Source organism: Bradyrhizobium sp. USDA3516 (assembly GCF_057651995.1).
In genome coordinates, this window is record NZ_JBYGYN010000010.1 from 250,659 (window position 1) to 273,870 (window position 23,212).

The window sequence follows — 23,212 nt, forward strand, 5'->3', positions numbered from 1 at the left end:
AGACTCAACTAGCTATTGCATCCGGGTGTGCTACAATCCATCAATCAATTTTCATTTAGACGTCATTGCACATGAATTGTTCCGTCTCATGTCTAATGCTTCGCGTGCCCGGTACGTTATTGCGGTGTCACTGGCAATGATGTCCGTTGCAACCTCTTCGATCCAAGCCTGCGCCACCGACAGACCCGTGACAATGACGCCTCCCAATACGGGCGGCATCTCGTTTGAATCGGTTGGCGAATTGGCACAGGATTCCGCTGGCCCGCGGCTCGGAAACGCCGAAGTCGCGGAACCGACGGAATGGCGCGCATCATTCTATTCAAGATCTGCGGGACATGGCTGCACGAGCACCCTGATCGGCCCCCAGAGCCTGCTGACCGCCGCACACTGTGTCGGGGCGGGTCGGGAGGCTTCCATCAAGGTCGAGGACGTGCCCTACTCTGGAACCTGTGTCCACCACCCTGACTATCCGGCAGATCCGAGTGCCGACTATGCGTTATGCAAGATGACGAAGCCAGTACCGGGTGTTCCGTACGAAAGGGTGAACACGAACCCTAAGGCGCTCAAGGTTGGTATGTATCTTCGCCTGACCGGTTTTGGGTGTGTCAGCATAAGTGGCACCGGGCCTATCGACAACGTTTACCGGGTCGGCAACTCCCCGATCACGGCATTGCCGGGTGAACTGCCCCACGAGCCGAATAGTATCATCACGACCGCGACGGTCGTCGAAGATGCAATCCTATGCCGCGGTGACAGTGGAGGCCCAGCATTCATCGAAAGCGATATGTCCTCCGCCAGGGTGGTGGCTTCCGTCAACTCTCGCGTCTCGCCGGTACAGCGCCGCTCGTACATGTCCAGTCTGACGTCGGAAAAGGCGATGGCGTGGATCAAACAATGGTCGGATGCTGCGGTCGATCAGCGCATTTGTGGCCTCCCAAACGCACCGGATGGATGCAGATGAGGAAGCTTCTCGCGTCCGCAGCCTTGATCTCGGTATTTTTCTCGGCGACGTCGACCGGCCGTGCCCAAACGGTGACCGTACGTGCGACCTCAGCGCTGTCAGATCAGGCAGTCCAATACTTGGCAGGCGTTTCGAAACCTAAGGAGTTGACGATACCTGCAGGCGTCAAACCGGAAACGTTCATGCGGGCGTTTTGCGGCGGGGGTCTGTCCAACACTTACCAGGAAGAGTTCTACAAGCTCAACGGAGCGAGTTTCGAGAGAGCGCCGGTAAACAGGCCGCGAAACGTCCTTGTGCCTGGATGCGTGCAATGGGCTCGCGACGCCAAGGTACCATTGAGACCGAACGACACGATCGACACAGTCATTCAGCGAGAAATAGGCACGGACTCCGAGGCCATTCTGAAGCCTTGCGGGCCCAACGACAAAGACCTCCGGTGCAACAAGACCATTCGACAACTCGTCCGCATTCTCAATCCAGACCTCAACTTGGATGACCCGAAGGACGCGAAGCAGGTCGTGCTGCCCGTCGTCAGCAAGTTCACGACGATCCAGCTTAACGAAGCCGCTCCCTCGCCCGAAACCGTCGTCAATGAGCTCGGAAGACTTACCGCCACGACCGCTGCCGCCCCGCCAAACGTGCAAGCGCAGTCCGCGGCTCCCGGAGTAGAGGACATTGAGCTCATCAAACCGCTGAACTTCGAGACGGGATTCGTCGACAAATCCGATTGCAGTGCAGCCGACCCCAATGCGGCATGGCCGATCAACGAGGGGGCTATTTCGGCGGCCTTGGCGAGAAATAGACTCGCCCTAGAGACGGCCGGCGCAACTGTAAAGCCAGCCCGCATAGCGGTTCTCGACACTGGCGTCGAATTGCCTTCTGCAGAAATTCCCGTTCAGTTGCTTGAACGTAACTTGCTCGAAGTTCCGAACAACAACGTCGATGACGACCGAAACGGCTTCATCGATGACGTGTACGGAATAGATGCGCGGGGCTTGGGAAAGATTGCGCCCGCCGCCAGCTACGAGGCCGCCGAACATGGGTGGTACGTCGCCGATCTCGCGACGGGCGGAGCGAAGACCCGGCAGTTCACGGGCCTCGCGCAGCATCTCCGGCTGAAGGTCGTCAATCTTGTCCTCGCCGACCAGAACAAATTTGAAATCCGCGAGGGTGCAATTCTGCGCGGCCTTCAGTACGCTTCGAGCTATGCGGACATTGTGAACCTGAGTGTCGGTTCACCCAACAGCATGGACAACGTCGTCACTGCCGCGAGAGGTTACCCAAAACTTCTTCTCGTCATAGCCGCGGGAAATAGAGGGAAAGATCTGAACATCAAGCCGCTGTATCCCGCTTTCTTCGGCGGGCAGCTTGGCCGCCTCCAGGACCAAGCCATTACGGTCGCCGCGCACGGACCGGATGGGCGCCGGGCGAATTTCTCGAATTTCTCTCCGGAGTACGTCGATATTGCCGCGCCCGGCTGTGCCATCGATCAGACTTCCCGACAAGGCGCGCGCGTCAAGAACTTCGGCACCTCGGTAGCGGCCGCTTTCGTGTCGTTCACCGCGGCTCTGATACGGTCGCTCGGGGTGGAAAACCCGAACGCGATAAAGAATCGGCTCATCGCATCGTCACGGTATGTACCGAAACTAGACGGGCTCGTCGCCGCAGCCGGCATTCTCGACCCTGTGAAGGCGGTCAGCGTCTACGAGGACGTTGTCGAAAAGTCCGACAAGGGAGCGGCGTGGCTGACTGGACGGTGGAAGAGACCGAATTTCGTCAACCTCTGCTCCGACAGAGACGAGCTCGAAGCGAATCGAATTCGCAAGATCACGGTCCTGCCTCAGGACCCGTCGCGTCTTCGGGTGCTCTACGAGAACGACGATCACCGGGTGAGACCGTTCTTCTGTTCGCCCGCGGGAACTGGGATCGTGATCGACCAAATCACCGGCGGCATCGCGACCGTTCCGTGGAGCGAATTGTTCGATTTCGTTCCCGGCATGAGGTTGACGTAGGCCCCTTGCTGAATGGAAGCCCCCGCCACCGCTAAGTTTGCTCGCCGGTCTCTACTTCCGGCAGGAGCCGGCCCCGACGTGAACGTCGAATGATGCGGCCGCCGCCGTCAGGCTGATGTTGCAGATAGCGATCTTACCGGTGCTCGCGGGCTTGCTGCCATTGTCGAAAGCGGTGTTGTTCGAAGTACCCGGATACGGGTCGCCGGCATCACCTCGGTTGAACTGTTTTATGTCTTCGAGCTGGAGCAATCCATCAGCCTGGATGACCGCGACGCCTTCGTTGCTGGGATCGTTGTTGACGGTGTTGTTGAGCAAGCCGACTTGGGTCACCGCGTTGTTGATCCGCCATATGACGACGCCGGGGCCCGTCAAGGAATCGTCGAAGCCCTTCTTCGTCCGGTACTCGAGGAGATAGTAGACGTCGTTGGAAACGTTAATCCGCAACGCGTCCGGGAAGTCCTCGACCGGCCGAAGCGTCGCATGGGTCATGTCCTCAGTCACCACGAGCGGCGATACCCACCCGAGAAACGCCTTCGACCACACCGACATATGCGACGGCCGCCCCGGCGTCTTGTTGTCGCCTCCCCACGAGCCCGCTCCCATGAGGTCCCAGGTGCCCACGCCTTGCGATTTGGCCGACCTGCCGGTGTTGTAGAGATCGGGAAGACCGAACGCATGCCCGAACTCGTGAGCGAACACGCCGATCTCGATCATACGTTTTCCGTCGCAATCCAGCGCGGGCATGATGACGTAATCGTCTATCCTGATACGGCGACCATCCTTCGCCTTGGCTTTCGTCTCGTAATCCTTGCCGTTCAGATCCGTGAGCCTGAAACGGTGTGACCAGATGTTGTTATTGACCTGGCCGTCAGGGGCACCACACTCGCCTCCCCGCCCCGGATGGACGAACGCGACGAAGTCGACGTAACCGTCGTCATCGTCGGAGTTCGGCACGCTATCAGGTCCATCATTGTCGTACTTCGAGAAATCGAGATTCTTTTCGGCTGCGGTAAGTGCTGCGACGAGCAGTTCGCCGAGCTTTGCGGTCGAGCACATGCCATTGCAAGGGATCCTCTTCGTGATACCACCCTGCTGCTGCTCCTGCACGACGCCCTCATAGTAGGAACCCGGCTTGCTGGCTTTCCACCAAGGAAGCACCTGTCCTTCGACCGAAAACTGCCCGTACGAGATCTGCTTGTAGTAATCCGACATAGTGCCGGTGGGCCAAGGCCCTTTGAAAAGCTCTTGCTCGAGATTGTAGACTGGATAGGGGTCTTGTGCCGTGTCCTTGTATTTGAGCGCGATCACGGGGATCGACCTGCGGCCTTTGATCAGGGTTCCTCCGCGTTCGTCCGCCCCGTCCACGGTCAATATGCCTGTCTCAACGGCGACACGATTTGCAACGATCGATTTTGTAAGGTTCAGAAAGCCGCGTTTGGTGGTAAACCGACGGAAGCGGTCAGCGAATTCCGTGTTGGGATACTCGCCTCCACCGGCGGGCGGCTCTGTAGCCCATGCGGTCGGGACCGAAACGGCCACAACGGAAAGCGTAAAGCTGACGAGGAGAAAATTGCGCATGACAAGCCCATCCGCGCACTATGAAAAATGTTGTAGTATAGCTCCAATGCAACCTTAAAAAGATGGCGCTGTCAATCAGTTCATCGAGGAGATTTGGCTTGCCCGATCGCATTCCAAGCTTCGCAGCCATCGCCTTGCTGCTTGCAGCCTCGGCTCCGGCGCACGGTCAGACATCAGGTCCTACCGGCTCGTCCCAGGTGCTTACCCCTTCGCAAGTCATCCAGAACAAAGACAAACTCTTGAACAGCAATCTCGTAGTCGAGGGCGTCCTCGAAAACGAAGGCACGAACTACTTCACTAATTCGCGGTTGGTCATCAAGCAACCCGGCTCGGACAAATCGGTCGTCGTGCGTTTGAGAACACCGCTTGAAGTACAACGGCCACCGAGCAGCCAACAGAGCATCCCGCCTACCCAAGCTGATTATCTAGGCAAGAAGGTGAAAATTCAGGGCGTCTTGAAGGAACAGTTCGTCAGAGGGCTGGGCCGAGCGGTCGTGCTGGAGAGCGCCCAGCCCCCATCGATCGAATAGACCTTCATCGTAAGACGGTCCCCGGGGCAAGCCTGACCGGAGCCTGTTGCTGGAGCATCCTGTTCAAGTTCGGATCTTCGAGAGCGGGATTGCGATAGGGCAGTTGTGGCACGCGTCGCACCCGTGGTTTGCTCGCGACATGGGGGGGCTCCGGCGTTACCTCGCCTTGCTGACCTGACGATGCGTCGGGCTGTAGCTGGGGCTGTCTAACCGGCCTGCTGTCGACGACGCGTACCGGTCCAACGACCCGCACGGCCAACGGGCCTGACGGCGGTGTTGGCTCCGACATCGTTACGACGAGATGATGCACGCCTTCCCGCTGATAACCGGCGCCGGAATCGACTGTATTGACGATGCTGAAGACGAATCCAAAACGGGATCCGACACTGGCGATTACGTCTACGTCGACGGTGTAGCTCAGCCCACCGTGGTTCTCGGGCCGGATTTGGTCAAGAGTGGCAGCTATCCAGGCTGCAAGACCGAGATGGGTCTGGGAGGGATCGGGTCCTTGGCATTTGTCGCCATAGATGGCGATGGCTTCCGGAATCGAGACGGCGAAATCGACGTGGCCGGTGTGGGTGAACTTTCCGCTGAGCGACCCACCCGGAAAGATGTTGGGCAGCGTAGGATTCGGAATGGGAACGGTAGCCTTCGCATCTCCAGACAACGTGTCTATCAACGTCATATCCAACGACGTCTTCACCAGCCATTTCGAGAGTTGAAAGTGTGCAAATCGTGGGTCAGTGGCGACGGCCGCGATCTCGCATTGGATGCTCTGCTTGAATGTCTCGATCGTCGCGGCGCCGTGCCGCTCGTCCAATGGCAACAACGCGCAACCGCATAAACCCAATGCGGCGCACAACGCCAGAACACTCTTCATCCTGCCCCCCTTGATTAAAGCAAGGATGTCGCAACAACTTATAAATGTAAAGGCCCCGACAACCGCGCTGTTTGGAGATAGCCGTCTTGTTGAGGCTTGAAAGACAAGAAAGACAGGCGAGACGAACGACAGCGAGCTGTCTCGACGGACTCTACCCCTCGACGTTGAGGCCAGGGAAACTCCTCGGTCACAACTCATGCGCCAATCCCTTCCATTGAAGAGAGATACGTTTCGCCGGCGACATCATCGATATCGAACTATAGCTAAGCGTTCCGCTTGGCCAAGATTATGAGTCCCCTTAAAATACAATTGCAAATTGCCGTAAAAAGACGCAACAATCAGTCAGTCGATACCCTCGGTTTATTGCCAGGCTTTGAATTTCGTTTGCCGGCCCAAGATGCCGTTTGACCACATTAACGTTTAGCAGGGATCGACAATTATTTTCTGACGCGCCAGTTTCAGACGCCTTCGAGGTTCGGACAGATCATTCAACGCAGTCATCGCGGAGGTTTTCCGTGGACACTATCGTATTTCGTTTCGCCAAGATTTGAGAGCGGCCGCGACGATCGCCTTCGCCCTTCTCTTTCCCACACTCGGCTGCGCGGACTGCCCTGCGGAGTCGCAATGGTTACCAATTGCGCCGGCTCCCGCCATTGATCGCCCGCCGCCACATCCGGAGCCGGATTGCGTTCTTCTACAAACCGGCTTGGCACAATTTACTTTTTGCCGCTCCCCCGTGAACGGAGATCCAGCGTTCTTATCGTATCCGGCGATCGGCGATGTATTCGGGCCTCAGATCGTCCCTCAGTTCGCGGCGAAGAGGCTGAATTTGCTGGCGGTGGCGCCTCGTGACCTGAAAGGCTCCAACAATTTCGACGTCGCGACGGTGCGAATTCCCGGCCCGAACGATCCGGGCTCGATAAACGCAGGCGTGCGCCAAGCCGGTTTCGCCGGCCTTCTGATTGATCAAGTTGGCCAACCGATCTTCTACGCCATTCACATCAATCAGACGTTCGCCGAATTCGTGTCGGCAAAGAAGCTGACGACGAAGGCTGCGGTCCAGAGTGCTGACCCTGAACTCGAGCTGCCGAAAGGAGCTGTGGAGCTCAAATCGGCTTGGCGAGTCGTTCCGAAAAACAACCCGCCTGCTGATTACATAACACTCGCTGAGACAAGCGTGCCCACGTTGAAAAGTGACGGCTCGAATTGGTTGTCGATGAGTCCGCACCACCTCGAACCGAGACTGTCGCTCTGCTCGCACTCCACGTCGTATTCATTCCCGAGGGGCACTCTGAATTCGTCTGGGCCACATTCGAGCACGTCGACGGTAATGGCATTCGCGATCTCGCTCCGGCGGCCGCCGCTCAGCCATCGGTCGAGAACGGTTTACCTAGCGGGCTCGATGGTCCGATCAGCACGCAGGACTTTGTCTTGTACAAAAGCGGGACTACTGCATCTGCGGCTAATCAATTTCTCACCGAAGCTGCGATGGCAGCCGCATTCGATGAGAAATCCCAGACGACGGGCGGGAAGCCAATTCAAACTTCCATCTACCGGATGTTTCCGGGTTCGAAATCTGTTGGGACGAGGACGGCGATATCGTAGACCTCAACAAATCCATGACCGCGCTGTTTGCGAAAAGCGCTCCAAACGATGCACGCCGCAATTATCGGCTCGTCGGTGCGATTTGGATGGACAAGCCCGATCAATTCAAGACAAACATGTTGATCGCAAACCCCGCGGGAATGGACACGGACAACCCGGCAGCGATCGTCGCTGGCGAAGACGGACTCTCCAGTTTGGCCATGGAGTCTTTTACGCTGAACAGCTTCGTCAACTGCTTCAGCTGTCACGACACTCAGGCGGTGACGGACAGCAACGGAAACGTGATCTTGCAGGCTAAGAAGCTGAACGTCAGCCAAGTTCGCAGTCGACTCAAGTGACGCCGGGAGGGGCACCTGGGTTTCGACCAAGTGAAAGGAATTCTCGAAGTCGGCATGGCCGCTTGGGTGCAAGCCAAGGGTAGGCCGGCGCAACTGGAAAACCACGGCGCGACTTTCAATTGGGACACCAAAGAAAACCTTCTCGCTGCGTCAGGACATGGAAAACGTCTCATTCAACCCGAACTGATCGGGCAAAACGGAGCAGCCACGAACCTAATAATCGATCTAAGGACAGGTATTGCCGGCCCGGCTTTACGTATGCCCAAGGGTGGGCCGTTCATACCGGATGATCAGATCAAGATTATCGAAGATTGGATCACGCAAGGGTGCCCGGACTGACCGTCCCGAACCTTAGGAGAGGCGAGATGACTCTCACTAGAAGGACGTTGCTCTCCTGCGCCGCGCTTATCGGTCTTCCTCAAGTCGTCGTCGGGACCGGCTAGAGCGGAGACCGGCGCCGTGAGAACGCGACAAAACATCAAGTCGTTCTCGCAGGATCCTCAGAAGGTCGCCGCCTTACGAGCCGGGGTCGGCAAGATGAAGGCCCGTTCACAAGCAAAGCGGGATGATCCCCTCGGGTAGTACTATTGGTCGGCGGTCCACGGCACGATGGACGACCCGGGCAATGTAGGAAATCTGTACAACCAGTGCGAACACACTCGCTTCAAGACCAATCCGCTGCGTCCGAGTACCGTGGCGGAGCATTTCATCTCCTCGCATCGACCGTTTCTCTTTTCTTCGAGGCGACGCTCAAGCGCGCCGCTCAAGAGAGGCCGGCGCCACGACGGCGTTCGAGCTGCCCTACCGGGGATGACGACGTGCCGCAGATCTTCACTGAAGGCACGGACGCATCGAATCCACTTAGACATCCCCGGGCGAATGACAGCATCAACAGCGGCGCGTTGTCCCGGTCTCCGCTCGAACAGAAAGCTCTGTTGCTGGCGTCGCCGGCGGATTGGCGGAAGTGCTTCTCAGTACCGCTCGAACATCCGCACGGAGCCGTGCACAACCTGGTCGGCGGAGACATGGGCAATATCCGGGCGTCGGCCAAAGATCCCGTTTTTTGGGTGCATCATGCCAATATCGACAGGCTCTGGACGGTCTGGACGAAAATGGCGGGGCACACCAATCCGAATGATACCGCTTGGAAGCAAAAAACCTTCACGTACGATCAGGAAGGGCGCTGTCCGGGACGCAGTTGCACCAGCACGAACCTTATCACGCACGGACCATATTCTTCGCTTTCCCATGCGGTGTGCTTCGCATCGTTGATTCGTTTGGATCCCATCACGAACAACAGCCGCTCGATATGCGGAAACAGCTCCGCTAAGGCACGCGGATTGGGATGCTTCAAGATCATGAGAACGCCGGACTCTGTCGGTTCGCCCTGGAAGTAGTAGCGGGGATCGGCCTGCTGCCAACGTCCACTGAGAGCGAATTGGGTCGCGAACATATTGCCGAGATTGGCAGGAAAAGGGCGACGGCCTGCAACAGCAATTTTGCCTGGCCCGATCCGCTCGAGCACGCGGATCAGCGGCCGCGTCGGTAAACGGAATGTGTGGCTTCTCCTCCTCTGGCTTCGTAGTTGCAGGCTCTGTCGGCTTTGCGGCCTTGAATAGTTCGGCCAAACCGGCCGCAACGACTCCGATTACAGTTCCGAGCGCCATTCCACCGGCGAAGAGCGCAAGCCGGTCCGCCTCATTGTCGCTGATCTCGAACCTCGTCTGCTTATCTGCCTCATGGAGGGGCTTCATATCCTGCAAGCGATCGACGGTATAGGTCTTATCGTCCTGATCGATGACGGTGTGATGTGTCCTGCAAAGGCCGAGGCGTGCGCTCGGTCGTGCGTACAACCCCACGGAAGCCGGATTGAACGAGCGGGCAAGATTTAAGGCTGATGCCCTTCGATCAACGTCAGCCGCCCGCACCTTGTTCGAGCTAGAAGGACATATTTCCGGAGCGCGATCAGCCGATCTGAACTCGATCATCAGATATCATCCACACCTGAAGCCGACGACAATGTGCTTCTCGTCCAGAAGAACATTGAGCCGATCGCCGCGCACGTCGGCGCTGGTCGGGATGCCCGGTCCGCTCGGTCTCACGGATTTCGCGCCAGCGATAAGCCGCGCTTCCTCGGCCAATTCTACTGAAAACGGCTTGCCTATCATGCCGCGGCACGGGTCCGGGTCGCAGGCGGTGCCCGCCTGCGTAGGCACGGCCAACAGCAGCGCAACCAGCAGCGACCCGATCCTTTGACTCAAGGCACACGCTCCCGCCTTCGATTCGCCGTGCGCAATCCTGTTGATACAACCGAGCAGTGCCGCTAAAGGTTGTGCATTGTCAATTTGGAATTTTTCCATGCAATTGAAAATCGGAAAGCGGTTTTTTGTTGCGGTCGCCCTCGGAACCATTTCATTCGTTCCGGGCAGTATTGCTGTCGTAGCACAGACCGGACTGCGGCCGGTCGATCCGATCACCGATCCCGGCGAATGCGTCGGGCCGGGCTGCCTCAGGGCGCACGACGCCCGGGCAGTAGCGGCGGGCGCGGCGGCACCGGCCCGCTCAGGTAGCGGCCTTGCCCCCGACATCGTGGATAGCGGCACCTGCGTTGGGCCCAGTTGCACGCGGCGCTTGAGCAGCCGGGCCGCTACGAGTGCAGCGTCGCCCGCCGGTGCTGCAGCTCCTCCGCCCCCGGTTGCGGGATCCGCCGACGGAGGCGTGAATGTGATCGTGGTCCCGGCGACCCGGCAGCCTCCCGGTACGATAGGTCCCAACATCATCGTCGTGCCGGGTACGCCGGTCGGCCCTCCACCCGCCCCACCGTCTCCACGATCGAGCGTTGATCCGGATCGGCAATCTGCGTCCGCGACGACGCATGTCATACCGCAGGGCGCGACGGCCGTGATCAGCGCTCACTCGAATGTCGCAGTCTCCCAGCTTGCGCAGCCAGCGCCGGCTGCGGCGGCGATGCCGCAGCACGGAGCCGGTCCGCAGACCTTCGACAGCGGCCTGACCGACTGCGACATTCCATTCGAAGAACTGGCGACGCGCGCAAAGTCCTGCATAGCCGGCCCGACTGCCGCCGGCCGCCGCTGCGAGCAATACTCCCTTTCGCAGTTCACTGAAGTCGTGCAGATGAGCCAGTACAATAGCGCCGCCGGCCGTTGGGATGCGCTGTGCACCGGCACGCTGATTTCGCCGCAATGGGTGCTGACGGCGGCCCATTGCCTGATCGGGGACGATCCCCCGAGCATGCGAGGCGCCGATCAGGGCGCCGACCTGATGATGGGCGTGGACGAACTCGTCCAATTCCGGATCACCGCGGACAACGCCGTCACGCTGACTGCGGCTGAACGCGAGCGCAAGCTGTCGCGCGCGATCGTCTATGGCCGCTATGGCGGCTCCGCCAAGACCAACAATGTCTACTACGCCGATGACCTGGCGCTGCTGCAACTGGCCTCCCCGTACCCTGCGGACCCGGTCGAAACGGCTCGCCTGGCGAGCGCAGGAGGCTTTCTTCCTGACGCGACGATCGCAGGCTACGGTTTCTCGAACGCCGACCAGGGCACTCTCGGTCGCTTCAATCTGACCTGGCCGGTGCCACTGCAGAAAGATGCTGGCGGCCAGTACAAGTTCAAGCCTGGCCCGGGCGACCATCATCAGAGCGCCTTTTGCCAGGGTGATTCCGGGGGGCCGGTGCTGGCAGGGCGCAATCGAGGATGTCGACGAACCGACAAGAGCAGGGAATTTCGTCCACGGTACATCCAGGGCGTCATTTCCTACAACACGCTGGTTCGTCCTGAGTTCGGCAGCCTGGAGATGCAATGGGCGCACGCCTGCATGACTGCGGAATCGATGGCTATGCAGGATGTGACGATCAAGGAGAGGCGAAACTGGATTTGCGAGCGAACCGATCTTGAAGCCGGCGGATGCTGATGCGCGAAAATGACGTGTTGCGGTTGTGCTAGCACAGGGGTATATTGACGATGTTTCAACTCTAAATTTTATGAGCGTGATATGCGTCGACATCTGTTCGCGTCCATTGCGGCGCTCTCTTTGGTGTTGTTGCCGGCCTTGTCGCATTCAGAAGAAAATTCGGCGAGCAGCCTGGCGGGGAAATGGACTTATCGAAGCTTTCACAACAACCCGACGCCGGTCGCGGATGATCCGAACACGGCGGCAGAGAAGGCGCTGGCGCTGATTTTCGCCGAAGCCGTCTTCACCTTCGAGATCCCGACGAGCACCACGTTGAAGGGAGCGATCGACTGGCCGGGTGGCGGGCTCAATCTGCAAGGCACGGTCAAGCCGGATCCCGCCACTGGAGTGCCCACGGTGGAGATCGTGGGTCTCGGGCGTCCCGGCACTGGCACCGCAAATTGGGAATATGATTATCGCGGCCAGCTCAACTATCGCTGGCCGGCCGGCGTCAACCAGGTGCCTGCGCTCGTCGGCAGCGTCATCCGTGCGAAGCCGCATGATGGGGCCCCAGCCGGCTATGTAGCCTCGTTCATCGCGGTGAAGCGGCCCTAGACGCGACGATCACCGGCTTCAAGGATTGCTCGCACCAGACCGATCATTCGAGGTATCGCGCCATGCCGGCCTGCCTTTCATCGCACGCTCTCTTCTCGAAAACGGATTTTGGAAGGACATCTTGTTCCGCCGTCTTGAGCAGGATTTTCAAGGGCGCGTTTCTGCTCGCCTCTGCTCAACTCGCCGGCACCGGGATCGCATCGGGGCAGGCCACGGAGCGCATTGCCGTCGATCCCCCGGTTGCCAATATCGAGCGTCTATCGCCGCGCGTCGGTGCGCCGGCGCCGACGGCGGCGGGAGCGCCGTCGCGAGCCGCGCCGGTCGCCGGCGGAGGGGCGGTGATCAACCTGAACATCCAATACACGGAGGCTAGGATCTATAATCCGGGGCGCAATCAATACGACTCGGTGAAATTGCGCTCGTATCGCGACGTCCGGGAAGTCGAGGCTCCGAAAGTCCCGTTCGTCGCACCGACGATAGAGATCGACCCCGGCGAGACCGTACGCATCACGCTGAACAACGACAAGCTGCCCGCAGACCCGCGATGCCCGCCGACCGATCCGGACGTCAACAATCCGAACTGCTTTAACCGGACCAACCTGCATGCGCACGGTCTGTGGGTCAGCCCCGCCGGCAACAGCGACAACGTGCTGCTGAGTATCAATCAGGGCGTCAGCTTTCAGTACGAGTACAACTTGCCGCCGGATCATCCGGCGGGAACATACTGGTATCATCCGCACAGGCATGGATCGACCGCGCTTCAGGTGTCGAGCGGCATGGCAGGCGTGTTGATCGTCCGGGGCAACCGCCCGCCGGGTCCGGATGGTCATGGCGACATCGATACCTTGCTGCGCAATAGCGATGGAGCAAAGTACCGCGAACGAGTCATCCTGCTGCAGCAGATCCAGTACGCGTGCCGGGATGCGAATGGGCAAATCAAGCAGGATGCCAACGGTCTCTACATCTGCGCCTCGACGGATGTCGGGGGGATCGAGGGCTATGATCAGTTCGGCCCGACGACGTGGCGGAAGTCCGGCCGTTACACCAGCATCAATGGTGAAGTGATCCCGACCTTTGCCGGCGCCCGTGCCGGTGCGATCGAGCGCTGGCGCGTCGTCCATGCCGGCGTGAGGGATACGGTCAATCTGCAATTCAAGAAGATGCGGGCGAACGCCGATCCCTATGCGGTGATTGCAGCACAACAGCAGGAGGACTGGGTGACGCGCAACTGTCCAGGCAACGATCTGCTGCCGCAATTCGCCTTCGCCGCCGATGGGTTGACGCGTTCGCAGGTCGTCGAGCGCTCCACTAGCACACTTCAGCCGGGCTATCGCGAGGACTTGCTCGTGGTGTTCCCGGAGGGCGGCGAGTATTGTGTGCTCGACGGAGCGGCGCCCGCCACCAGCACCGTGAACAGCCAGGTGAAGAGCCGTCAGTTTCTCGGCAAAGTATCCGTTGCCGCGGGCGTCGCCGTCGCTGATCCCAAGGCGTACGTCCAGGCGCAGCTCGTCGCGGCGGCGGAAAACTTCATGCCGCTGTCTGCGCGCCAGAAGGTGCGCAACGACCTGACGAACGGCCTTCGCCTCGATTCATTCATCCCGCACGCCTCGATCGCCGATACCGATATCAAGCCACCGCAACGGGAAGCCAAATTCGAGATCGGGGCGGCGGGTTTCCAGATCAACGGCAAGCCTTACAAGCCGGAGCGCATTGACCAGTTGCTGCCGCTCGGCGGCATCGAGGAGTGGAAATTATCCACCGTCAATGCGTTCGGACATCCGTTCCACATCCACGTCAATCCGTTTCAGGTCGCCAAGATCATCAAAGACTCCACCGGCCAGGATGTGAGCGTGAGCGGCGATGCCGACGAGCCCCAATATGCCAATCTGAAGGGGGTTTGGAAAGACACGCTATTCATCCGCCAAGGCTACACCGCCTACGTGTACACCCGCTATCGCCGCTACATCGGAGACTTCGTCTTGCATTGCCACATCCTGGATCACGAGGACCAGGGCATGATGCAGAACGTCCGTATCGGTATTCCCGACGGGACGGGTGGGATCGCGGCGGCACATCACGATCACTAAGCGCGACGAACGCCAAATGGATTGGAGAAAACTATGATCCGTGCCGCTCGTCCTTCTCTGACTCGCCGCGATCTGCTAGCTGCAGGGGCCGCGCTCGCGGCATCGCAGGCTTTTCCGTCCGGCGCCTCGGCCCAGACTCCAAAATTCCGCCGCTGGGAGATCACCGACCCGGCGATGCCTCCGCGTGTTCTTGCCAGCTACAAGGCAGGGATCACAAAGATGCTGGCCTTGCCGCCCACCGATCCGCGGAATTGGTATCGCAACGCGATCGTTCATCTCTTCGACTGCCCGCACGGCAATTGGTGGTTCCTGGGCTGGCATCGGGCCTATCTCGGCTGGCTGGAGGTGACGCTGCGCGATCTCTCTGGCGATCCGGAATTCGCCTTGCCCTACTGGGACTGGACCAAGACGCCGCGCGTCCCGACGGCGATGTTTGACGATGTGCTCGATCCCAACAACGGCGCATTCATTCCGACCTTCCAAAAATTCAAAACGGCCTTCGAACCGGCCATCACGGCGCTCTATGCATCATTTTCGCCGGCACAGAAGGAGTTGCTGGCGCTCCGGCCGTTTCCATTCACCACGCCGGGTGATTTCTGGCAGGTCTTGCCGCAAGTGTTCTTCGACCAGCCGAGTGCGCGAGGTCTGACGGCGTCCAATCCGGATCTCGATTCCAACACGAAATTGTCAGTCGGGATGAGCACTATACGCAGCGCGTTGAGGACGTCGCAGTTTGCCGGCAGCGGAGCTACCGGTGCTCCGGCTGGCTTCCAGAGCGCGAAGGCCGCTAACCATAGCGGTGGCAGCATTAAGGGCATTCTCGAGAGCGGTCCTCACGACAACGTGCATGGCGCCATGGGCGGCGGCGGCGATGCCTTCATGATCTCCTTCTTCTCGCCGGTAGACCCCATCTTCTTCCTGCATCATAGCAATCTGGATCGGCTCTGGACGGTCTGGACGCGCCGGCAGACTGCGTTGGGACGTCCAATCCTTCCGCAGGGCGCCGATCTCACCGCCTGGTCTGACGAGAAGTTCCTGTTCTTCAGCAATGCAAAGGGCGAGCCGGTCTCGCAAACCAAGGCCGGCGACTACGCCGCGACTGTGCTGTTCGACTACGACTATTCGCCGGGTTCGGGCGACGATCAGGTGCCTGCGCCGGGCCCCGTGGCCGAGGCTTCTCCGCAGGTATTTTCCGCCCGGGTGACTTCCGCAGCGGTCGGGGCGGCGACCGCAGCCGGCGGTATCGCCGACGTGCCGGCGGCTGCGCTGGCATCGAGTGCTTCCGCGGACAGCAACCCCGTCGTGGAGGTCACCCTGAACCTCGGTCATGACGATGCCGGCCGCCGCTTTCGCGTGCTGGTGTCCGCCGGTCCGGGCAGCGCACCGGTTGCGGCCGGCGCGATCACCGTCTTCGGCCATCCCCATCACGGCCCAGCCACGTTCACGGTGCCGCTGCCGGATTCGCTTGGTTCAGCTACGACGGGGGCAACCGTTCCGCTTGATGTGCGTGTCGTGCCGATCGGGACTCCGCCTCGTCCCGCGGCGGCTCCGACTGCAGCCGGAGCGCCCGCACCTCTTGTCAGCGCCATCCGAATTAGGACAGACTGACGACCGGATGCGAACTGGCTTGCCGACCGGAGTGCTTTTGATCTGCGCCAGCGTGCTGCTTGCGGGCCCGCTGATCGGGCAGGAGAGCGGCGTGATCGAATTGCAGGTGCTGCACCCGCTAGCGGCCGATGAAGCGGTCGAAATTCAGCTCGTGACCGGGCGTTTGCCGCGCGGCGCCCGCCTGGAGGTTATGACCGAGCAAGGTGGACTCCTCGGCACGGTCAGATCACTTGGCATTCCGAATGCACCCCGCGGCGAGACCGCCACGATTCCCGTACCACGGGCGGCTCTTGTAGAGGGGCGGTTGCGATTGCGTCTGCAGATCGTACAAAGCGGTGCCGCGGCGCGTCCACCGCAGCCGAGCGAAATCCGGCAAGTCAATCTCGTGACCGTGCCGGCAAGCCGCTAAGGCATGATGGATTAGGCTTAATTATTGCTGCGAAAGAGGTGTGCTCCTTCTCCCGCTCAGCGTAGCGCTACGACCATGCCGGCGAAGAGACCGTTGATCTGCTTGAGATGTGATCGAGGTCGAACGCAATCAGAGGAAGGCTGTTACCGCTGCGCAGAACCGCCTGAATTACGCCGTAAGGCTGCGAAAAGCCCCACGCAGGGCGAAGCAAGCCGCGAGGGCTGCGGCAAATGCGCGCTTAAGATGAAGTGATTTGATTGCATCCTGTAATTGTATTAGAGTTGCCTGATTGCATAGAATGCTGATGTTTCCGGTTGGCTCGCGCAGTTTTGTTTTTGCCGGGGGGAAGACCCATGGCTTTCAATTGGCATCCCACGACGGCTCCAGTCCAAACACGCTACGACGATATCTGGTTCATCAGCCCGCAGGTCGGGTGGGGTGTGAACAGTGCTGGCCAGATCGTGCATACCGAAGACGCTGGCACGACTTGGACGGTCCAGCACACGGTCGATGCCGATACTTGGCTCCGCTGCATGAGTTTTACGAGCCCGACCGACGGTTGGGTCGGCTCGATCACGCGGCGGCAGCGCCTGTGGAAGACGGAGGACGGCAAGACCTGGGTCGACGTAACCGCTAGCCTGCCGCCACTGCCCAGCGCAATCTGCGGGATCTCCTCGCCCTCGAAGGGAGTCGTCTTTGCTTCTGGGACGCAATATCCGAATCGGGAAGCCGCGATTATGCACACGACAGACGGCGGCCAAACCTGGAATTCGATCTCTATGGCGGCGCACGCCAATCTTCTGATCGATACTTATTTTGTGGACGATCTGCATGGCTGGGTGGTCGGCGGCAACGGCGGGACCACCTACGACAAGTTGAAGCCCGTGATCATGTTCACCGCTGACGGCGGCAAGACCTGGGAAAACAAGCTGCAGAATTCCGGGATCGACTTCCCGACCGGCGAATGGGGCTGGAAGATCCAGTTCCTGACTCCGCAAGTCGGATTTGTGTCTTTGGAGAACGACACTGCAGCCGCAATTCTGAAGACGACTGACGGCGGCCAGAGTTGGAAGCGAATCCCGATCACCGATCCGCAGCGGAACGTGGAGTTGGAGGGAATCGGCTTCATTAATGAGAAGGTCGGATGGGTCGGCGGGTGGGGCCACGGCTTCACGTCAGGCAATCCAGATGGTACGACCAGTGGGACGATTGATGGCGGCGCGACATGGTTCGACGCCAACGGCGTCGGCCGTTTCCTCAATCGCTTTCGTTTCACCAAGACGGAACCGATCGTCGCTTACGCTTCCGGCGGAACGATTTATCAATGCATCGCGGCGGAAGGCGCCGCGCTGGCCGCATTGGCGGCCGCGCCGCGGATCGCGGAGCCGCCGATTCCAAAGGCGTGGGATACGCTCGACATCACCGCCCAGGTCCCTCAAGACGCAAGGCATCTGGCGATCACGATCTTCGATCCCAGGCAGACGCTGGTGAAGGTCGTGACGGACGAACACACGCCACAATCGGGCGCGCGCACCTTCTCCTGGAATTTTAAGACCGATGACGGCGTGGATGCCGGCACGGGCCATTTCATGTACCGCATTCTTGTCGACGGCCAGCCGACAACTGGCATGATCGTCCGCCCAGCGCGCGCAACTCCCGACGCCCTCGGCGCGCAGGTCGCGGAGTTGATCAGGCGTTTCGCCCCCCGCGCCAGACGCGCGCATGACGACCTCGTACTTCCCGACGTCAACGGCAGGCCAGTATCACTGAAATCGCTGTTCGACATACCGCTGGATTTGATGGCCGCGCTTATCCGCGGCGGCTGGATCATTCCGGGCGAGCCCGATCGCAGCATGTTTCTGGTTGCGATCATCGGGACAGGGCCCATGCAGGGCGTGATGGCGCAGGCCGATATCCAGCTGCTGTCAGATTGGATTACGGCAGGAGCCCCGATCCCGCAAGCAATGAGCTAGTGGACTTCCCGAAGGATACCGGAAGGGGGTGAGCAATGTTTTACATGCTGCTGGTGGTAAATGCGGTCATGCGCCATCGTCGCTCCATCCATATCTTTTTGGTTTTCGCCGTTACATGGCTTGCATCGTCTTCTTCCGCTGTAGGCCAGTCAGCTACGAAACCAGAATACGGCCCCGACGGCAGGCTGAAAGCGCCGATCGATTTCGAGGGTTGGGTTTTTGTCGGCTCCAACTTGGGTCTTGCCTATAAGGAGGAGCTTCCGACTATGACCTCCGTCGAAGCCGCGCGCGCCGCCCCTCAACTCTTCCATAACGTCTACATCAATCCGGAGGCTTATGAGCATTTCCGGAGGACCAGGACTTTCCCGGAGCCGACGATACTCGTGATGGAAGTTTTTAGCGCCGCAAGCAAGGAGTCGGACGGCGTACTGTCGAGCGGGGTTTTCAACGGTGAACGGCGCGGGTTGGAGGTTGCTGTCAAGAATTCGGCGCGTCCCGACGGCCAGACGACGCCATGGGCTTACTACGATTTCAGCGACCAACAACGGTCGTCCAACATTCGCGAGTTTGCACCGGCATTTCCCGATCAGGTCTGCGGGAGCTGTCACCGGCAGCATGCCAGCATGGATAACGTCTGGGTGCAGTTCTATCCGACGTTGCGCAAACTCCTGAAGTGACAAATGTTGCATAGCGATTAACTGCGGAGGCTGAGATGCGGGACGACAATGGCAGATTGACGCGGCGCAACCTTCTCAGAACGACCTGCCAGGCGGGCGTTGCAGCCCTGCTTCCTGTCGGCCTCGGAAGTACGCCGGCCTTCGCCGCGATGCCGCAGCGCAAGAACATCGATGACCTCACGCCGACGGAGCTCGACAATTACAAGCACGCCTTCAAAATTATTGTCCAACGCGGGCTCGCGTCAGCCACAGCCAAGGATGGCTACGTGTGGCAGGCAGCTCTGCACAATGATTTTGAGCGCGTCCGTCCAGACGGATCTATCGGCGCTTGTGAGCACCGCAGCGAGCTTTTCTTTCCCTGGCATCGGGCGCATCTCGCTGGCTTCGAGGCGCTGTTGCGCGCTGCGGATCCTCCACGTACCGCCGACGTAAGCCTGCCGTTTTGGGACTGGACGAAGCCAGCGTCGGGGATGCGTTTTCCGACGGCCTTCGAGGACAGGACCTCGCCGCTATTCCATGACGGCCGCGCGCACGCGGTTACGCCTTTGACTCGTCGTATTCAGTGGGATGCGGACGAAATCAGAATCAAGATGGTGCAGGAAACGGATTGGCTCCTGTTCGCAGGTGAGCCGCTTGCTCCGGATGGATCGGGCGGCAGCTATGGATGGGTGGAGAAGGGGCCACACAACACCATCCACGGCGACATCGGCCCCACGATGGGAAATCCGGAGAGCGCATCTCGCGATCCGATCTACTGGTCGTTCCATGCATATATCGACCTCATCTGGGCGCGCTGGCAGCGTGTGCACACCAGTGCAACGTCTCCGCAACCATTCACGACGCCGAACACCAAAATCTGGGTCGAACCGTTCACTCCGGTGATGGCGGACACCGCTCAGACCGCGACAATGCCGGCCGGCTTCGCCTATGGTTATCAGTATGACTTCTCGATCGATGCGCCTGCCGTACCCGTCGCGAGCGCCGCCCGCACACAGCGGGATCTCGAGTCGTTGCAAGCTGGCCCGCGCATGACGACGACGGGCGCAGTGCGCGTCGCAGGCGAGAAGCGGCGAATCTTGCGTGTCCGCGACGTTGCGGTTCTGCCGGACACGACCTATGCGATTCGCGCCTATGTGCATCCGCCCGCTGTAAACATCTCGACGCTCGGCGAGCAGGAGCGCCAGCGCTATCTCGCTGACTCCGCGACAGTCTGGAAAGGGCACGGTCACGCGCATCATCCCACGAACGTGAACTTTGACATTACCAACGCCGTCACAGCGCTCGGGAACGAGTTCACCGTCACGCTGATCAGCGACGCTAAGCCGGCTTCTGATAATCAGTTCGAAAGTGCGCGCGCAAGCGCCAACGAGCGGATCGCACAGCGGCCACTCTGGGGCACTCTGTCACTGGAAGAGCGATGATGGCTGACCGACGCCCGCTATTCGAGCTGCACATCCTGCCGATGTTTCGCGCGCTTGACGCGATACACATGTTGCGGCTGCCACCCGCAAAGCGCGTGGACTTGGCGAGTTACGACGACTTGAAAGACAAGCATCAGGACGTCCTTGACTTCCTGAACGCGGCAAGTCCGATGCCGCCGAAGTCACATGGGGGCCCCTGGCCGAAGGAATGGATCGACTTGTTCACGCGTTGGAAGACGACCGGCTTCGGGCGGTTGATCAAGCCGGCCGGCTCGAATTTCGATCTCGCCCTGACAGGACCGGACCGCTTCACCCTTACTTGCGATGTTTTGCTACCTGATGGCAGCGCATCGGCCTGGTTCAGCATCATTCAGGCCACCGCAGACGCCCAGGTTTACGAGATCGTCCTTGAGCCGCCGGAAGGGGATTCGCCCGCTCCGATCACCATCACGATCGAGGAGCGGCTTCGCGGCCCGCTCACCACGAATGAAGTCGTAGTGCTGGATAGCGCCGGACGACATGCGCTTGGCATTCCAACCAGCTAGGCCACACTCGAATGCGATTTCCGCGATAGCGCAGAATTCAGTTCCGTTGAGCGTGTGGCAGTGAGGAAGTTCAAACCCCTACGCCCGCATCGACAATGCCGACGTCGTCAAATGCGGTCTGGACGGCTTTCACCTTTTGATCGCGGTGCCGATCGGACTGGAACAGCGATCTTGTCGCCAATATCGCCCCTCTCCTGCTGTCGAAGAACTCGGAGGTGCGAGTTAGATGATTCACGAGCGTCGTGTAGAAAAGCCGTGCCACATCGACAGGGGTGAATAGCTGCTCGCCGCCGGTCCTTGCGGTCAGAATGTTGAACGCCGCCTTGTTGTGAATGCCGCTGTTGGTGTGTACTCCACCGTAATCCTCGTCGATCGAAACATCGAGATAGTCGTCCCTATGAGCGGGCTGGTTGAACCGAGTCGGCTCACGAAAATCGCGAATTGGCAGCCCGGTCTCGGTGAGATCCTCACCCATCTCCCAATTCCAATTGTCGATGTTTGGGATGTGGCGATTGGAAACAATGATCCCAAAGATGTCCGAGTAGGTTTCGTTCAACGCGCCCGACTGAAATCGAAATTCAAACGCGCGGTTGAACCGATCAAGCCATGCAGCAATTCGTGCGCAATGATGTCCAGAGCCGCCGCGTAAGAGCGGAACTGCCCATTGACCTGCCGCTGACCGCAGATCATCTGACCGGGGATCCAGGCGGCATTGCGCCACTCGCGCCCGCTGCGGGCCGCCAGCGGATCGCCTGGCTCCGAACATGCATTACGCAACGACCGCACAAAGTCCAGCTGCACGAATTTCGTCAATTCGGCCACGCCGGCGGCAGCCGGTAGGAGGTCCTTGGCAGCCACGATTCCTATAAACGTCGCGGGTCGGCCGGCCGGATCAGCCGGTCCATTTGGTTTGAGACGATAAGGAACGGCATCGCCGCTCTCTTATGGAGAATCAGAGCTTCTGCGCGGTGGCGCGATAGCAGCGGGTTCGCATCATGACGACGTAAGCCGATACCAACGCTCTCATTGCCTGCGCCAAATGCGACACGATGGCGCCCACTACCTCCACGGGCTTTACCACAAGGGCTTTGATGCCGCTGGATCAATGACTTGCCGCCGGAAATCCGCGTGTCTGCCTAGCGCATCATTACCACACGTTAAGGATGCGGACAGCTTGCGTTCAGAATCGATCCTTTAACCTTGGCGCGTGGTCCTCATACGCGTCGAGGGCAGCGGTATGAGGTTCAACACCGCCCTAATAGGATTGGCCATGGCCAAGCTTGGGAATAAGTCTTCTACCGCACGCATCTCGCATGACGCGCCGGCGTCACTCTCCCCCAACACTACCCCGCCAGTCGCGCGGATTTCGCACGATGCTGCGGCGCGCGCGCCGGGTGATACCAGCGCGCGCATCTCGCATGACGCCGCGGCAATGGATGCCGTGGTCGTGCCGCTGTCCCGTGATGCCGCGGCGCCGCAGTCCGACGATGCTGTCGCGCGTATCTCCCGCGACACAGCGGCGACCGCAACGGACGATACAGCCGCGCGCATCTTGCACGATGCCGCTGTGATCGCGCCGGTCGAAGTTACGTTGCGCATCTCGCATGCCGCCGTCGTGACCGCTTCTGGCGATGCGGCAGTCGCCACTCCCGAGATCGCCGAAGCTTCGGCCGCCGCCCAAGCGGCGGCGACGGTTTCGCCGCTCAAGCAGTTACTTGCCTGGGCGAAGTCGGGAGCAAGCCAGCTCATCCGCAATCCGTCGGTCCGCAGGGGGCTGGTGTTGGGGAAGACGCTTGGCATCGCGGGTGTCTTGGCCGGCGGCATTCAGCAGGTCGCGGCCACCCACGCACCGCAGTGGGTGGATCCGGCCGCCGAATACCTGTATCTGCGTCAGGATATGGCGGCGTTTACGAACGAGCCGGGCGAACAGCCCCCCCGGCCAGGGCAAAATCAACACGACCACCAAGTTTAAGTATGGATTCCGCATCTCGAACCTCGATAGTGCCGGCGTGGTTCGTGGCCGCTTCCGTGGCTATTCGGAAGACGGCAAACCCGATC

At 60.0% G+C, this 23,212-nt stretch carries 21 protein-coding genes; 16 read left to right on the forward strand and 5 right to left on the reverse strand.

Annotation, left to right across the window (positions count from 1 at the left end; genetic code table 11):
* The first annotated feature begins 136 nt into the window (after window positions 1–136).
* Complete coding sequence (locus tag AC24YW_RS28620) at window positions 137–961, forward strand: trypsin-like serine protease (RefSeq protein ID WP_487485844.1); 825 nt, start codon at window positions 137–139, stop codon at window positions 959–961.
* Window positions 958–2,973 (forward strand): S8 family serine peptidase, encoded by a 2,016-nt coding sequence (locus AC24YW_RS28625; RefSeq protein WP_487485845.1) that lies wholly within the window; start codon window positions 958–960, stop codon window positions 2,971–2,973. The genes AC24YW_RS28620 and AC24YW_RS28625 overlap by 4 nt, the downstream gene beginning before the upstream one ends.
* Before the next feature lie 51 nt (window positions 2,974–3,024).
* Here AC24YW_RS28625 and AC24YW_RS28630 read toward each other — a convergent pair whose 3' ends face one another.
* Window positions 3,025–4,551, reverse strand: coding sequence for a M6 family metalloprotease domain-containing protein (locus AC24YW_RS28630; RefSeq protein ID WP_487485846.1), 1,527 nt, complete (start codon window positions 4,549–4,551; stop codon window positions 3,025–3,027).
* 98 nt (window positions 4,552–4,649) lie between these two features.
* On the opposite strand from AC24YW_RS28630, the gene AC24YW_RS28635 reads away from it, so the two are divergent.
* Window positions 4,650–5,081: a hypothetical protein gene (locus AC24YW_RS28635; RefSeq protein ID WP_487485847.1), complete on the forward strand. Its 432-nt coding sequence runs from the start codon at window positions 4,650–4,652 to the stop codon at window positions 5,079–5,081.
* A gap of 4 nt (window positions 5,082–5,085) precedes the next feature.
* On the opposite strand, the gene AC24YW_RS28640 is transcribed toward AC24YW_RS28635, so the two are convergent.
* Entirely contained in the window at window positions 5,086–5,961 is an 876-nt protein-coding gene (locus tag AC24YW_RS28640; RefSeq protein WP_487485848.1) for a hypothetical protein, read from the reverse strand.
* A 1,619-nt stretch (window positions 5,962–7,580) separates the two neighbouring features.
* Here AC24YW_RS28640 and AC24YW_RS28645 point away from each other — a divergent pair.
* From AC24YW_RS28645 to AC24YW_RS28655, 3 genes are all read left to right on the forward strand, one after another.
* A complete protein-coding gene (locus AC24YW_RS28645) occupies window positions 7,581–7,904 on the forward strand; it encodes a hypothetical protein (protein WP_487485849.1) in 324 nt (107 codons plus the stop codon).
* A gap of 30 nt (window positions 7,905–7,934) precedes the next feature.
* Entirely contained in the window at window positions 7,935–8,243 is a 309-nt protein-coding gene (locus tag AC24YW_RS28650; protein WP_487485850.1) for a hypothetical protein, read from the forward strand.
* Between the two features lie 479 nt (window positions 8,244–8,722).
* Window positions 8,723–9,301: a tyrosinase family protein gene (locus AC24YW_RS28655; RefSeq protein WP_487485851.1), complete on the forward strand. Its 579-nt coding sequence runs from the start codon at window positions 8,723–8,725 to the stop codon at window positions 9,299–9,301.
* Window positions 9,302–9,898: 597 nt separating this feature from the next.
* Here the strand turns inward: AC24YW_RS28655 and AC24YW_RS28660 are convergent.
* Window positions 9,899–10,264, reverse strand: coding sequence for an I78 family peptidase inhibitor (locus tag AC24YW_RS28660; protein WP_487485852.1), 366 nt, complete (start codon window positions 10,262–10,264; stop codon window positions 9,899–9,901).
* A gap of 358 nt (window positions 10,265–10,622) precedes the next feature.
* On the opposite strand from AC24YW_RS28660, the gene AC24YW_RS28665 reads away from it, so the two are divergent.
* The 9 genes from AC24YW_RS28665 to AC24YW_RS28705 all read left to right on the forward strand — a co-directional run bounded on the left by AC24YW_RS28665 (window position 10,623) and on the right by AC24YW_RS28705 (window position 21,154).
* The gene (locus AC24YW_RS28665; RefSeq protein WP_487485853.1) at window positions 10,623–11,840 is read left to right on the forward strand and encodes a trypsin-like serine protease; all 1,218 of its coding nucleotides are present in this window, start codon (window positions 10,623–10,625) and stop codon (window positions 11,838–11,840) included.
* An 81-nt stretch (window positions 11,841–11,921) separates the two neighbouring features.
* Window positions 11,922–12,434, forward strand: coding sequence for a hypothetical protein (locus AC24YW_RS28670; protein ID WP_487485854.1), 513 nt, complete (start codon window positions 11,922–11,924; stop codon window positions 12,432–12,434).
* Between the two features lie 134 nt (window positions 12,435–12,568).
* Window positions 12,569–14,521: a multicopper oxidase family protein gene (locus tag AC24YW_RS28675; RefSeq protein WP_487485855.1), complete on the forward strand. Its 1,953-nt coding sequence runs from the start codon at window positions 12,569–12,571 to the stop codon at window positions 14,519–14,521.
* A 33-nt stretch (window positions 14,522–14,554) separates the two neighbouring features.
* Window positions 14,555–16,129 carry a tyrosinase family protein gene (locus AC24YW_RS28680; RefSeq protein ID WP_487485856.1) on the forward strand — a complete coding sequence of 525 codons (1,575 nt, stop codon included), beginning with the start codon at window positions 14,555–14,557 and terminating at the stop codon, window positions 16,127–16,129.
* 19 nt (window positions 16,130–16,148) lie between these two features.
* Entirely contained in the window at window positions 16,149–16,538 is a 390-nt protein-coding gene (locus AC24YW_RS28685; RefSeq protein WP_487485857.1) for a hypothetical protein, read from the forward strand.
* Window positions 16,539–16,891: 353 nt separating this feature from the next.
* Window positions 16,892–18,511 carry a WD40/YVTN/BNR-like repeat-containing protein gene (locus AC24YW_RS28690; protein ID WP_487485858.1) on the forward strand — a complete coding sequence of 540 codons (1,620 nt, stop codon included), beginning with the start codon at window positions 16,892–16,894 and terminating at the stop codon, window positions 18,509–18,511.
* A gap of 35 nt (window positions 18,512–18,546) precedes the next feature.
* Complete coding sequence (locus tag AC24YW_RS28695; protein WP_487485859.1) at window positions 18,547–19,188, forward strand: cytochrome P460 family protein; 642 nt, start codon at window positions 18,547–18,549, stop codon at window positions 19,186–19,188.
* Window positions 19,189–19,223: 35 nt separating this feature from the next.
* A complete protein-coding gene (locus tag AC24YW_RS28700) occupies window positions 19,224–20,609 on the forward strand; it encodes a tyrosinase family protein (protein WP_487485860.1) in 1,386 nt (461 codons plus the stop codon).
* Complete coding sequence (locus AC24YW_RS28705) at window positions 20,609–21,154, forward strand: hypothetical protein (RefSeq protein ID WP_487485861.1); 546 nt, start codon at window positions 20,609–20,611, stop codon at window positions 21,152–21,154. Before AC24YW_RS28700 ends, AC24YW_RS28705 begins: the two co-directional genes overlap by 1 nt.
* Window positions 21,155–21,224: 70 nt before the next feature.
* On the opposite strand, the gene AC24YW_RS28710 is transcribed toward AC24YW_RS28705, so the two are convergent.
* Window positions 21,225–21,710 carry a M4 family metallopeptidase gene (locus AC24YW_RS28710; RefSeq protein ID WP_487485862.1) on the reverse strand — a complete coding sequence of 162 codons (486 nt, stop codon included), beginning with the start codon at window positions 21,708–21,710 and terminating at the stop codon, window positions 21,225–21,227.
* Complete coding sequence (locus AC24YW_RS28715) at window positions 21,707–22,012, reverse strand: hypothetical protein (RefSeq protein WP_487485863.1); 306 nt, start codon at window positions 22,010–22,012, stop codon at window positions 21,707–21,709. The genes AC24YW_RS28710 and AC24YW_RS28715 overlap by 4 nt, the downstream gene beginning before the upstream one ends.
* Window positions 22,013–22,424: 412 nt before the next feature.
* On the opposite strand from AC24YW_RS28715, the gene AC24YW_RS28720 reads away from it, so the two are divergent.
* Window positions 22,425–23,126, forward strand: a complete 702-nt coding sequence (locus AC24YW_RS28720) for a hypothetical protein (RefSeq protein ID WP_487485864.1) — start codon at window positions 22,425–22,427, stop codon at window positions 23,124–23,126.
* The last annotated feature ends 86 nt before the right edge of the window (window positions 23,127–23,212 follow it).